Raw genomic sequence first — 12,360 nt, 5'->3', positions numbered from 1 at the left:
GGGAAATGGAAGGCCCGAGGTGAAGCTGAAGAAGCACGAAAGCCGCCATGGCACCGTCATGGCCGTGTCCATGATGAAGGATGAGGCGCCGTTCCTGCTGGAATGGTTCGCCCATCACCTTGCCGTGGGCTTCACCGACATCCTCGTCTATACCAACGACTGCACCGACGGCACGGTCGAGATGCTGCAGCGGCTGGAGGAACTGGGCCTTGGCTATCATCGCCCCAACGTCATCCCCCAAGGGGTGAAGCCTCAGCCCTCGGCCCTGAACCATGCCCAGAACGAGCCGCTGGTGCAGGACGCCGACTGGGTGATGGTCTTTGACGCCGACGAGTTCCTGTCGATCAACCACCCCTCGGGCCACTTGGACGGGATGCTGGACGACGCGGTGGCAAAGGACGCGAACGGCATCGTCGTGACCTGGCGCATCTTCGGCTCGAACGGGGTGGTGGACTGGTCGCGTGCCCCGGTGACGGAACAGTACACCCGCGCCGCGCCGCCCGACTGGAACAAGGGATGGGGCGTCAAGACGCTGTTCAAGTTCGACCCCGAGTACTGGAAACTCGGCATCCACCGGCCCGCCATCAGGAACAAGCACCTCGAGGACGGCTTCCCCGACACGGTGCGCTGGCTCAACGGCTCGGGCAGGCCGATGGAGGATTACTTCCGCTTCCACGGCTGGCGCTCGATCACGCGCACGATCGGCTATGACTGGGCGCAGATGAACCATTACGCCGTCAAGTCGGTGGACAGCTACGCCCTGCGCAAGTTCCGCGGCAACGTGAACAACAAGGCCGACAAGTACAACGCCGACTACTGGGCGCTGCAGGACCGCAACGAGGTGCCCGATACCCGCATCCTGCGCCACGCCCCCGCCCGCGCGGCAATCATGGCGGAACTGCTGACCGACCCCGTCCTGCGCGAGTTGCACGAGGCCGCACTGGCCCGCGTCGAGGCGCGTCTGGCCGAATACCGCCAGTCCGACGCCTACCGCGCCCTGCGCGACGGCCTGATCGAGGCGGGCCGTATCCCGATCTCCAGCGTCGAGGCCAAGCCCCCCAAGACCCGCGACCCCATCCGCATCGCCGAACTGATGGGCCGGGTCAGGCGCCCGAAGGACGGCGTCGAGGAGCGTGCGGCGCCTTCGCCGGCGCCCTCCCCCGGCCCTTATGTCATCCCGGTGGACCTTTCCGCCGAGCCTGCGGGCGAGATCGAGTGGGTGGAAAACCACGGCGTGCTGCTGCCGGGAGATTTCCGCATCTTCTCGACCGATGCGGTCAAGGCGGTTCTGTCCGGCAAGTTCGACCGCCGCAACGCCCGCAACCTGCCGGGCCAGGTGGCCGGAACGGCGCGGCTTCTGGACCTGGGCGGGGGCTTGGGCTTTCCCGCGATGGTCGCCCTGCGCAACCACCCCCGGCTCGTCGTCATGCTGCAGGAGGAACGTCCCGGCCTTGCCGCCGCCGCGCGGATGATCCACCGCCGGAACGGATTCGAGGACGGCACGCGCCTCAAGCTCGTGGACGGCCCGCTGCGCCTGTCGTCGGACGGTGCCGCCGAGGCGTCGGGCCTCGCCGCCTGCCTGCGCGACTTCCGCCCCGACACGCTGCGCCTGTCCCACCCCGAGGCAGTCCCGCCCGACCTTCTGGCCGCCATGCCTCTGGAGTCGGTCAGGCGGGTGATCGTCGTAACCGAGGACGAAGCCAAGGGCCGGCGACAGGACTATGGCCGCGTGCTTGCGGCGCAGGGTCTGGTCGAGAGTTCGACCTCTGGCGAAAATGGTGCTTCGCTGTTCCTGAAGCAGGACAGGGCAGAGCCGTTCACCCCATCTTAAGCCTTCTGGACATTACATTCTCTGGCCGCCGGCCAAGTTCTCATTTCAAGGAGCAGGACAGTGAGTCCGTCATTGACGTTCATCTATATCGCGGAACCTTCTCAACTGGACATCATGGCCTGCGTCCTTTTGGCCTCGATCCGCAAACATTTCCCTGCCTCGGTTAAGGTTCTGGGCTACTGCCCGGAGCACAAGATGCACCAGGTGCATCCAGCGGTGCTGAAGGCGCATGAAATGCTTGGTGCTGAAATCCGCCCCATGAAGGTCGAGGGCATGTGGGATACACCCTACGTCCATGGAAACAAGATCCTGGCTGCCTTACAGCCCCGCGACACTGATTTCACGGCTTTCCTGGACACGGACATCATGTTCCTGCAGCCCAACGATCCGGGCAATCTGATCAGGTCGGGCCATGTGTCATGTTCGGCCGCAGCATGGATGGGATGGACGGGTCAGTCGATCTGGGACCGGATCTACAAGGTATTCGACATGCCGATTCCCGAAGAACGGATCGGGCTGATGCGCAATCGCGGCAGGGTCATCCCTTATTTCAGCTCGGGCCTCGTGGTCTTCCCGGAAGGCGAAAGTCCAGGCGGCCGCTTCGGCAATGTCTGGTATGAAACGGCTCTCATCTTGGACCGCGAACCCGACATTCCCAAGCGCAGGCCGTATCTGGACCAGTTGTCACTTCCCATTGCCATTCAACGGGCGGGGCTGAAATGGAACGTCCTTCCGGAAGAGCAGCATTTCATCATGGGGGGGCGACAGTCCGGCCAACCCCTGCCGGCTGACAAGCACATCTACACGATCCACTACCGCACCAACGATATTCTGAAGGCTGCCGGTCAATATCCGACACGACAGAAACTGGTACAGGAACTTTACGGCGTTCGCTTCATCAGACGGTTGACGGACCGGAAGGGCACCGCAGTTTCCGAAAGTGAAAACACGAGGAGTCAATAAGGCGGCTCCCATAACACGCTTCATTGCGCGCGTCGCACCCCTTTCCTACCCGTCGGTCAGCACTACGCGCCTTGGACCTGCGTTGATGATATCCGCTTCCGTCAGGGCGGCCGCGCCCGGCATCGTCACCGTGAGATCGCCCCAGACCAGCGTCGTCTCGTCGCCTGAGCCGCGCAGTTCCAGGGTGGGCGCGCGGTTGGGCGTCTGCAGCAGCGACAGGTCCAGCTTGTCCTCGCCGGGGGTGAAATCGGCGAAGGTGATGCGTCCGCGCAGGGGCGGCAGGAAGCGATCCGATCCGGGTCCTCCGGTCAGGGCCGTGCCGTCGCCGGTGGCGGTCAGGACGTCGTCGCCCTCGCCCCCGTCCAGAACGCCCGCGCCTTCCAGGTGGTCGTTGCCCGCGCCGCCTGCCAGACTGTTCGCCCCTTCGGGGTCGATCAGCACGTCGTCGCCTTCGCCGCCGTCCAGATGGTCGTCGCCCTGTCCACCGAAGAGCCAGTCGCCGCCCGCGCCGCCCTCGAGGCTGTCCCCGCCCTTGCCGCCGTAAAGCAGATCTGTCAGCTCGCCGCCGCTCACCCGGTCATCTCCTGCCAGCGCATAGATCAGCCCGTGCGGGTTCGAGACGCCCTCGACGACGTGGTCCGTTTCTTCACCGCGCGAAGGTTCGACCGTCAGCACCTCGTCCCCTGCCCCGCCCCAATGCTCGGCCGCGCCCTCGGGGGCCTGCGTCTCGTCCCGGACCCATCCCCAATGGGCGAAGGCAGCGGATTCGATCTCGACCGTGTATCCGTCCTTGCTGCCGTTCCAGCGCAGCATCTGCGAGGCGCGCCCGATCGGCGGCCACCAGGTCCAGCCGATGCCGTTGTCGGCGAACCAAGGCAGCTTGCGGGCCATGTTGTAGCTTTGCGCCGCCTTGGCGCTCCCCGCGGGGTCCAGCGAGCCCGCCTCGGTGTAAAGCTGGGATTCGGTCACCATGATGTCGTCGCCCGGCTGCGTCAGCGTGCCGATGCGGCGGCAGATCTGGTCGCGGAACATGCCGCCGTCGGGATCGGGGGTCTTGGCCACCACCCAGCCGGGATACATATGCGCCGACCAGACCAGTCGGTCGCCCGCAGCCTTGCGGATCAGGTCGTGATCCAGATGCTCGAACTGCGCCGAGGCGCGCAATCCGCCCACGAACAGGCGCTTGCCGCCCCAGTCGAGCGACCCGATCAGGTCGGCCATATGGCGGCTGTAAAGCGCGCCAGCCTCGGGCTTGTTGCCATAGGCCATGGGCTCGTTGATCAGTTCCCACCCGACCACGGCATCCAGGATCGGGGCGTTCTCGGGACGGTGGAACCAGTCCAGCATCCGTTGCCAGTCCGCCTGCACCTGGTTGATCTTCCACTCGCCCGAGACCTGCGCCAGCGCATCCGGCGGTCCCAGCTCAACGGACTGAGGACGCTTGAGCCCGCCCGCAAGGTCGCCGTCCGAGTTCTGGATGACAAGCCCCAAGCCCGCGCGGGAGGCGGTCAGGGCGAAGTCCCGCCATTCCTCGGTCATCCCGGCGTTGTCCACGCTTTCGGCGTTGAAATCGAGGCGCACCACGTTCACCTCGGGAAAGCTTTCCCGCAGCACGGTGACGAAGCGTTCCGCCCCGCCGCCAACCTGCAGGTGGACACCGACGTCCGAGCGCCAGCTGACCATGGATTCCAGACCGGCCGGCCGATCCCTGCCCTTCTTCGGCTGGTCTATCGTCAGCAGCCGGCCGTCGGGTAGACGCGCCGGTTCCCGCGTGACCGGGTCCAGCAGCAGGGCGATGCTGCCGCCATCCTTCAATTCCTCGGCCAGCGCGGCGTCCTGATCCGACAAGCGCCGGGCCGCGCGGGCGTTCAGGTTCGACACGAGGAAACCGCGCAGCGCCTCGTCTACGCCGTTTCCGTCGCGGGTCTGCAAGGCAGCAGGGTCGCTGACGACGACCTTGTATTCCGTTGCCATCGAGACGGCGTTCCAGCCCGCCATCCGAGACTGGAACTCAAGCGCGTCGCAATCCATCGCAGGTCCTTTCGTGAGGCAGAGGGTCAGGCGCCCCCGCCCTCGACTTGTGCCAGAAGGTCGAGGCCGGGCGGACAGTCGGTGACAACAAGACAGGAGGTCGCGGCAAAGATCATCACCTCGCCCCCCTCGAGCACGCGTTGTTGAACCGGCGCGGGCCAGTCCTTCAGGACATAGCGCTGCGCCTTGTCCCAGCCGGTCAGGGCCACGGTGGCACCGCGTTCCAAGGTGAAGCGCTTGGCGCCGGGTCCCGTGACGATGCGGTTCGGACCGGGCCCGAGCGTGACGCGGTGGGTTCCCGTCCCCAGTTCGATCCTGTTGCGACCGGGGCCGGCATCGATTTCGGCCCCGCCGTCCGAGACGCGGATGTCGTCGTTGCCGGGTCCGGCCATGACCAGCCCCCGCTCGCCCCGCAGATGGATCACGTCGTCGCCCGACCCTCCGTGCAAACTGTCCTGGCCCGGACCGCCGATCAGCGTGTCGTTGCCCGATCCGCCATGCAGCAGGTTGCGGTCCTTCGGGCGCTTGGAGGTCGCGACCAGCAGGTCGTCCCCGCCCAAGCCATGGAAGGTCGAGCCGCCGTATTTCTGCCCGATCATCACGTCGTCGCCGTTTGAGCCCACGACATGGACCGAGACCCGCTCCGAGCTTTCGAAACGGAAAGGGCTGTCGGGATGGCCGACGATCCGCAGCGCCCTGCCATCCCGCGACTCGGCGCCCTCTTCCCGGGCCACGACCGTGGCGACCCGCAACTCGTGCATGTGAGGCGGCATCTGCAGGACGAAGTCATTGGGCCCGCCCAGGTACCACAGCGTGTTGTGCCCGCTGTCCGGATCGGCGCGCAGCTTGGCGCTGTCGGCACCATAGGCCCAGTAATGCGTGTCCCGCGCGCCTCCGGCCAGCACGATCGAGCCGTCCACGGCCATCATCGCGTTGACTCCGTTTGCCGGGTTCTCGGCCCCCGACAGGTCCAGCCCCAGTTCGGCCGCGTTCCGCACCAGTTCGTTCCGCAGGCGGTCCATCGGGGCGCTGTCGGCAAGGTTCGTCGTCTCGCCGGGGTCCTCGACGAGATCGTAGACGTGCTCCTCGCCATTGGGATAGCGGAAATAGCGCAGATGGCGCAGGTCAGGCGCGGTGGGCCGCACCGACAGCGTGCCGAAGACCGAGGTCACGGGCGACTTCGTTTCGTCGAACTGCCCGAAGCTTTCGTCGATCAGCGGCAGAAGGCTCTGCCCCGAGGGCCAGTCGGGACGGCGCGGCAGCCCGGCCAGGTCCATGATCGTCATCGGCAGGTTGTGCAGCGAGATGGGTAGGTCAACGACGCGGCCCTTCTCCATCCGGGGGCTCCAGATCCCCAAGGGCACATGGGCCGCGCTGTCCCACTGGCTCATCTTGTGGAAGCTGTCGTGGTTGCCGAGGTTGAAGCCGTTGTCCGACAGGAAGACCACCGTGGTCCGGTCGCCCAGGGGCGAGGCCGCCAGCGCGTCGAGGAAGCGGCCGATCTCGTGGTCCACATGGCTGCAGGCGGCGAAGTAGGCGCGCACGACCTGCCGCCAGCCTTCATCCCCCGCCTTTTCCGGCGTCCAGCTTCCGTTGACGATATAGGCCAACTCATAGACCGCCATGCCGGGCTGCGGCCCGTGGAAGTCCTCGGGCGCGGCGACCGAGGGCCAGGTGATCTCGGCCGGGTCGTACATCTGGTAGAAGCGGTCGGGGCATTGCAGCTTGAAGTGGGGATGCTTGAAGCCGAGCTGGATCAGGTGCCGCCGGTCCGGGTCGGCGCGGTTCAGGTGATCGATCGCGTTCTGCGCGACCCAGTAGTCATAGAACTTGTTGTCCTGCGAGCCGTCATCGTCCGGATGGTTGACCCCGGCGACGCCCGGCCCCTTGCCGTCAAGGTAGTCCCTGACCTTCTTGCGGCCGCCCTTGTCGCTGGCCTCCGGGTCCTCGTGAAACAGGATGCGCCGGTAGTCCTCGGGCATCGGCTGGTAATGCGCGTCGGTCTTGCCGGTGGTGAAGTTGTAGAACCCGGCGCGTCGCAGGTCATAGGCCCAGGCCTTTTCCGGCGGCATCACGTCGCGCCAGACGCGGTTCAGATCAACCACGCCCGAGCGGTAGGGCGAGATCCCCGTCGCGACCTCGGCGCGGCAGGGCGCACAAAGCGGGATGGTCGCATAGGTGTTGGCGAAGCGCACGCCCGCGCCCAGCAGCATGTCGATGTTGGGTGTCTGGATGGTCACACCAAAGGCGTTCCGCCAGGTGAAGACGTCGATCATGTCGTCCACCCAGATCACGCAGATGTTGTCCTCGCGGATGCTGTCGCGGGTGAATGCCATTGCTCAAACCTCCCACTGGCGGAAGCCGTCCAGCGCGTCCCGCAGCGCCGCGGCCTCCGCGTCGGACAGGATGTCGAGGCCGGGCCACAGCCAGACCCCGGCGATACGTCCCGCGCCCAGCGTCTTGCGCATGCCTCGCCGCAGGCTGCGGTGCCCGACCAGCAGATGCGCAGCGCCCGGTGGGACGCGCAGCCCCTGCGCGCTCGCTTGGCCGCCGTCCTGCCCTAAGGTCAGGCGACCATCGGCGCAGGCCAGCACGGTCAGGCGCCAGGGCCCCTGCCCGCGCGGCAGGGTGGCCGAGGCGGTGCCGTCGTCGTCGCGGAAGACCAGCCCCTCCTCGGTGTCGGACAGGTGCAGCGGGTTGCCGCCGCGTTCCGGTCGCACGGCCAGCAGCGCCAGCGCGGGCGCGTCGGCGGCCCAGAGGATCGCGGCCGACCAGCGGCTGGGGTCCGGCACGGCATCGGGCAGGCGGAAGCCCCGGTTCTCGCCCGTGGTCAGGTGCAGCGCGGGGCGGGTGCGATGGGGGGCAAAGACCGGTGTCTCGGCCACGGGAAGCGCGATCGCAGCGGAGCCGGTGGCGGCGGGCCAGCCTTCAGGCTGTCCGTCTGCGGCACGCAGCCAGATCCCGCCCGCTTCGCGGGTCAGACGAGACAGGCGGCGGGTTTCGCCGTCGGTCAGGGCGGCTTCGGGGACAGAAAAGGGCAGCGTCAGCATGGGCGTCACCGGATCACGAGGCTGCCGGGCAAGGCCCAGCGGCGCAGCGTTCTGCCGCCCCGGTCCAGCGCCCATTCGTCCCGCAGCGCGCCGCAGGCTGCAGGATGCGCCGTGCCCCGGCCGCGCGCCGGACCGCCCACGGCATAGTCCAGCCGCGGCTCGGCCCCACCCTCGGGTTCCAGCGGGCCATCGAGGTGGATCAGGACGCTTTGCGGATCGTCCGGAGCGATCTCGACGCCCGCGATGCCGGCGGTTGTCCCGGCCAGCGCAAAACCCGCGCCGGGACCCGCGCCGAAGGGATCGGCGGGATCGATCACCAGCGGCCGATCGGCCTTGAAGACGGCGCGGACCGTGCGGCCCTCGCGCTCGGCCAGGCACAGCAGCGGGCAGGTCCAGGGCTGGCGGCGCAGCAGGCTGTCGAGCGCAGCAGCCTCGAGCGCGGCGCGCTCGGCCATCGCCTCGGGCGTGGGCTGGCCCAGGTCGTCCTGCGCGAACATGTAGGAGGGCGCGACGGGTGTCACGTCATGCAGGCCGGGGCGCAGGAACAGGCGATGCTGGCCCTCGATCGCGGCGCGGTTACGTTCCGGATCATGCGCCCACCAGGGGCCGCAATCGGCCACCATCAGGAAGCGGGGCTGTCCGAGGTCGCGCGAAGGGATGCGCGCGGCGATCAGGTCCAGCCAGCCCAGCGCCTCGGCATGGAAGCCGGCCGCGTCGGTCGGGGCCTGATCGTGGCCGATCTCAATCCCCACGGCCAGCAGCCGCGCGGGCTTCTCCAGCGCCGAGGCCAGCTTCGCCAGCCGGCGCAACTGGTCCTCGGCCGCGCCGACCGAGGGGTGGTCGGCCGGGGGCAGCGGGCCGGGCGGCAGAAGGACCGGCAGGGCCACGATCAGCGGCAGGGCGCGATGGGCCTGATGCCGCAGTGCCAGCAGCGCGTCGGCCAGCAGGGTGTCCGCGCCCCGGTTGCGCCAGCCGTGGACCAGATGGTCGGGCTCGCCCTCGTCGGGGACATGGCAGGCCACCACGTGATGCGGGAAGTCCGGCGTGCCGCCGAAGGTCGTCATCCGCCGCCCTGCGCCCAGCGACAGAAGGCCCAGCACCGGCCCCGGCGTTTCGGCGATGATGCCGCCGCCCGAGGCATGGCGGCGATAGCGGCGCGCGCCCTGCGGGCCGGGGCGATAGGCCAGGAAGTGCAGCCACTCGCCCTCGCGTTGCAGGTCCCAGGCGTCGATGTCGCCCAGCAGAGCCGCGTCCAGCCGTTCGGGCGCGGCCGAGGGGGGCTGCGCGGGGACGGGGTCGGGGGCTGCAGCGGGCAGGCCGATGCGTCGGGCGATGTCGCGGATCACGCGGTCGGACAGGCGCAGGACAAGGCCGGTGTCGTCGGCCTCGATCACCGGGCCGTTCTCGGCCGCGATCAGCGTCTGGTTGTGGTCGGGCTCGCGCGTCATGCGAAATCCATGCGGCAAATGCACGGAAAAGGGAAGGGTCGCGGGTTCCTGCGCTGGACTGTGCAACCCCCTGCCTTGCGGCTAGAATCGCGCCGCCCGACCTTTGAAGGAGACTGCCCGATGCTGAAGCCCGTTCTGGTCGTCCTGACCCTTGCCCAAGGCGGCGATGCCACGCACCTGGCCCTGACCTCGGCCGAGACGATGCAGGACTGCGCGACCAAGGCGCAAGCCGTGCAGAAGGTGCTGGAAGGCGCGGGCCACACCGTGCTGGCCGCCCGCTGCACGGACACGGACCTGGAGTTCACGCCCTACGGCCATGGCGGCGACAGCGCCGAGCGCCCCCATGCCTGGCGCGTCACCCTGCCCAAAACCGGCGCGCTGATCGAGCCTCTGGCCGAGGGTGAGGGCTGCACCCCCGCCCCGGACGGCACGCCGGCCGTCCATTGCGCCCGGTCGGCGCAGGGCGTGGTCGAGTAAGCCCCCTGCCTCAGTCGGTCTGGACGGGGGACTCGGTGTCCTCGCCCTGGGCCTGCTCGATGGCGCGCCAGCGGGCGACGTTGGCGTTGTGCTCTTCCAGCGTACGGGCAAAGGCGTGCCCGCCGCTGCCGTCGGCCACGAAATACAGGAAGTCGCTGTCCTCGGGGTTCAGCGCCGCCTGGATCGCCGCGCGGCCGGGGTTGGCGATGGGCGTCGGCGGCAGCCCGTCGATCTGGTAGGTGTTGTAGGGCGTGCGCCGCTGCAGCTCTGACCGGCGCAGGCCCCGGTCCAGCACCTCGCGCCCGTTCGTCACCCCATAGATCACGGTCGGGTCGGTCTGAAGCCGCATCCCCTCACGCAACCGGTTGACGAAGACGGCGGCGACGCGGGCCCGCTCCTCGGGGACGCCGGTTTCCTTTTCGACGATCGAGGCCATGGTCAGCGCGTCCTCCGGCGTCTGGTAGGGCAGTCCGAAGGGACGACCCTCCCAGGCAGCGGCCAGAATCCCGTCCTGCGCCACCCGCATCCGGTCGATCAGCTCGCGCCGGCTGCCGCCCCGGTTGACCTCGTAGGTGTCGGGGGCGAGCGTCCCTTCGGGCGGCACCGGACCAACGGAGCCTTCCAGGAAAGGCGCCTGCCTGACGGCCTCGACCACCTGCCAGACGGTCGTGCCCTCGGCCACGGCCACGCGCAGCCGCGCGCCGGGCTTGGCGACGGCCTGCACGATCGCCTCGGGCGCCTCGCCCGCGGAAGGATCGTGACGGATGCGGTCCTCGTAGCGGCCGTTTTCGGGATTCAGGTCGCGCAGGACCAAGGCGTTGTCACGCACACCCACGCGGAAGATGACCTCGGTCCCGCAGGTGGACGGCCCGCCCGCCGTGATCGTGTCCACCACCTCGGCCATGCTGGCGCGGGGCGGAACGAGGTAGCTGCCGAACTTGAGCTGCCCCGCCTTGCCCGCGTAATCCGCGCCGGTCCGCAGGATATAGGGCGAGGTGATGACGCCCTGCGCCTCGAGCTGCTTGCTGACCTCGTTCAGACGCGCACCCTGCGGGATTTCCACGCATTGGGCGAGCGCGCTGGGACCGGGGGCGTTATACTGGTTGCGCCCCCAGGCGACCGCGACCGCCACCGCCACCAGAAGGACGATCAGCAGCGTCAGGAAGTTCGAGGCGATAGCCCGCCACATCAGCCCCGGACCTTGCCCACGACCAGGCTGGCATTGGTGCCGCCGAAGCCGAAGCTGTTGGACAGCGCCACGTCGATCTTGCGCCGGACGGCGGCGTTGGCGGCCAGGTCGATGGGCGTCTCTCGCGCGGGTTCGTCCAGGTTGATCGTCGGGGGCGCGACCTGATCGCGGATCGCAAGGATGCAGAAGATCGCCTCGACTGCGCCCGCGGCCCCGAGCAGGTGCCCGATGGACGACTTGGTCGAGGACATCGTGACATTGCCCGCGTGATCGCCCAGCAGGCGCTCGACCGCGCCCAGCTCGATCACGTCGGCCATGGTCGAGGTCCCATGCGCATTGATGTAGTCGATGGCCGAGGCCTCCAGCCCCGCCCGCTTCAGCGCCGCCGCCATCGACCGGAAGCCGCCGTCGCCGTCCTCGGACGGTGCGGTGATGTGATAGGCGTCGCCTGACAAGCCATAGCCCAGCACCTCGGCGTAGATCTTCGCGCCGCGCGTCTTGGCGTGCTCGTATTCTTCAAGCACCAGGACGCCCGCGCCCTCACCCATGACGAATCCGTCGCGGTCGGCGTCCCAGGGGCGGCTGGCCGCCTTGGGGTCGTTGTCGCGCTTGGTGGACAGCGCCTTGCAGGCGTTGAAGCCCGCGATGCCGATTTCCGAGATGGGCGACTCGGCCCCGCCCGCGACCATCACGTCGGCGTCGCCCACGGCGATCAGCCGGGCCGCGTCCCCGATGGCGTGCGCCCCGGTGGAACAGGCCGTCACGACGGCATGGTTCGGCCCCTTGAAGCCGAAGCGGATCGAGACCTGCCCTGAAACGAGGTTGATCAGCGAGCCGGGGATGAAGAAGGGCGACACCCGCTTGGGGCCGCGTTCCTTGATCAGGACCGCCGTCTCGGCAATGGTGGTCAATCCCCCGATGCCCGAGCCGATCATGACGCCCGTGCGCTCGCGCTGCTCGTCGGTTTCGGGCGCCCAGCCCGAGTCCTTCACCGCCTGCTCGGCCGCAGCCATGCCGTACAGGATGAAGTCGTCCACCTTGCGGCGGTCCTTGGCGTCCATCCAGTCGTCGGGGTTGAAGCTGCCTTCCGAGCCGTCGCCGAAGGGGATCTCGCAGGCGTATTTCGTCACCACGTTCGAGGCGTCGAAGCGCGTGATCGGACCGGCCCCCGACTGCCCGTCCAGCAGCCGCGACCAGGTTTCCTCGACCCCGCACGCCAGCGGCGTGACCATCCCAAGCCCGGTGACGACGACCCTGCGCATCGATGTTCCTTCCCAACGGTTGAACGGTCGCTCAATACACGCGCCCCTTGTGCCGCGCAACGCAAGCCGCAGGCAGCCGGGCGTCCTTTCGCCAATCCATCGCCGAGCT

The 12,360-nt window shown here is 68.4% G+C and carries 9 protein-coding genes; 3 read left to right on the top strand and 6 right to left on the bottom strand.

Annotated features, from left to right (window positions below):
* Positions 1 to 19: 19 nt before the first annotated feature.
* A complete protein-coding gene (locus ACFFII_RS12400) occupies positions 20 to 1,831 on the top strand; it encodes a glycosyltransferase family 2 protein (RefSeq protein WP_377699186.1) in 1,812 nt (603 codons plus the stop codon).
* Between the two features lie 72 nt (positions 1,832 to 1,903).
* Entirely contained in the window at positions 1,904 to 2,794 is an 891-nt protein-coding gene (locus tag ACFFII_RS12395) for a GT-B fold glycosyltransferase domain-containing protein (RefSeq protein ID WP_377699185.1), read from the top strand.
* 45 nt (positions 2,795 to 2,839) lie between these two features.
* Here ACFFII_RS12395 and ACFFII_RS12390 read toward each other — a convergent pair whose 3' ends face one another.
* From ACFFII_RS12390 to ACFFII_RS12375, 4 genes are read right to left on the bottom strand one after another with little or no spacing between them, the layout of a single operon-like run.
* Positions 2,840 to 4,825, bottom strand: coding sequence for a hypothetical protein (locus tag ACFFII_RS12390; RefSeq protein WP_377699184.1), 1,986 nt, complete (start codon positions 4,823 to 4,825; stop codon positions 2,840 to 2,842).
* Positions 4,826 to 4,851: 26 nt separating this feature from the next.
* The gene (locus ACFFII_RS12385; protein WP_377699183.1) at positions 4,852 to 7,161 is read right to left on the bottom strand and encodes a sulfatase-like hydrolase/transferase; all 2,310 of its coding nucleotides are present in this window, start codon (positions 7,159 to 7,161) and stop codon (positions 4,852 to 4,854) included.
* A 3-nt stretch (positions 7,162 to 7,164) separates the two neighbouring features.
* The gene (locus ACFFII_RS12380) at positions 7,165 to 7,875 is read right to left on the bottom strand and encodes a hypothetical protein (protein WP_377699182.1); all 711 of its coding nucleotides are present in this window, start codon (positions 7,873 to 7,875) and stop codon (positions 7,165 to 7,167) included.
* Between the two features lie 5 nt (positions 7,876 to 7,880).
* Positions 7,881 to 9,323, bottom strand: coding sequence for a hypothetical protein (locus ACFFII_RS12375; protein ID WP_377699181.1), 1,443 nt, complete (start codon positions 9,321 to 9,323; stop codon positions 7,881 to 7,883).
* Between the two features lie 120 nt (positions 9,324 to 9,443).
* On the opposite strand from ACFFII_RS12375, the gene ACFFII_RS12370 reads away from it, so the two are divergent.
* On the top strand, positions 9,444 to 9,800 hold the full coding sequence (locus ACFFII_RS12370; RefSeq protein ID WP_377699180.1) for a hypothetical protein: 357 nt from the start codon (positions 9,444 to 9,446) through the stop codon (positions 9,798 to 9,800).
* Between the two features lie 10 nt (positions 9,801 to 9,810).
* Here ACFFII_RS12370 and mltG read toward each other — a convergent pair whose 3' ends face one another.
* Together mltG and fabF are read right to left on the bottom strand one after the other, a co-directional pair.
* On the bottom strand, positions 9,811 to 10,989 hold the full coding sequence (mltG, locus tag ACFFII_RS12365) for an endolytic transglycosylase MltG (protein ID WP_377699179.1): 1,179 nt from the start codon (positions 10,987 to 10,989) through the stop codon (positions 9,811 to 9,813).
* Positions 10,989 to 12,251 carry a beta-ketoacyl-ACP synthase II gene (gene fabF, locus ACFFII_RS12360; protein WP_377699178.1) on the bottom strand — a complete coding sequence of 421 codons (1,263 nt, stop codon included), beginning with the start codon at positions 12,249 to 12,251 and terminating at the stop codon, positions 10,989 to 10,991. Before fabF ends, mltG begins: the two co-directional genes overlap by 1 nt.
* Positions 12,252 to 12,360 lie beyond the last annotated feature (109 nt).

Source organism: Paracoccus niistensis (assembly GCF_042432925.1).
Taxonomy (GTDB): domain Bacteria; phylum Pseudomonadota; class Alphaproteobacteria; order Rhodobacterales; family Rhodobacteraceae; genus Paracoccus; species Paracoccus niistensis.
The sequence above is the reverse complement of the archived record's forward strand: the minus strand, read 5'-3'. Positions and strand labels throughout refer to the sequence as shown.

Coding starts and splice junctions, on each gene's coding strand:
- ACFFII_RS12390 (WP_377699184.1), bottom strand. CDS start 4,825: ATGGATTGCGACGCGCTTGAGTTCCAGTCTCGGATGGCGGGCTGGAAC.
- ACFFII_RS12385 (WP_377699183.1), bottom strand. CDS start 7,161: ATGGCATTCACCCGCGACAGCATCCGCGAGGACAACATCTGCGTGATC.
- ACFFII_RS12380 (WP_377699182.1), bottom strand. CDS start 7,875: ATGCTGACGCTGCCCTTTTCTGTCCCCGAAGCCGCCCTGACCGACGGC.
- ACFFII_RS12375 (WP_377699181.1), bottom strand. CDS start 9,323: ATGACGCGCGAGCCCGACCACAACCAGACGCTGATCGCGGCCGAGAAC.
- ACFFII_RS12370 (WP_377699180.1), top strand. CDS start 9,444: ATGCTGAAGCCCGTTCTGGTCGTCCTGACCCTTGCCCAAGGCGGCGAT.
- mltG (WP_377699179.1), bottom strand. CDS start 10,989: ATGTGGCGGGCTATCGCCTCGAACTTCCTGACGCTGCTGATCGTCCTT.
- fabF (WP_377699178.1), bottom strand. CDS start 12,251: ATGCGCAGGGTCGTCGTCACCGGGCTTGGGATGGTCACGCCGCTGGCG.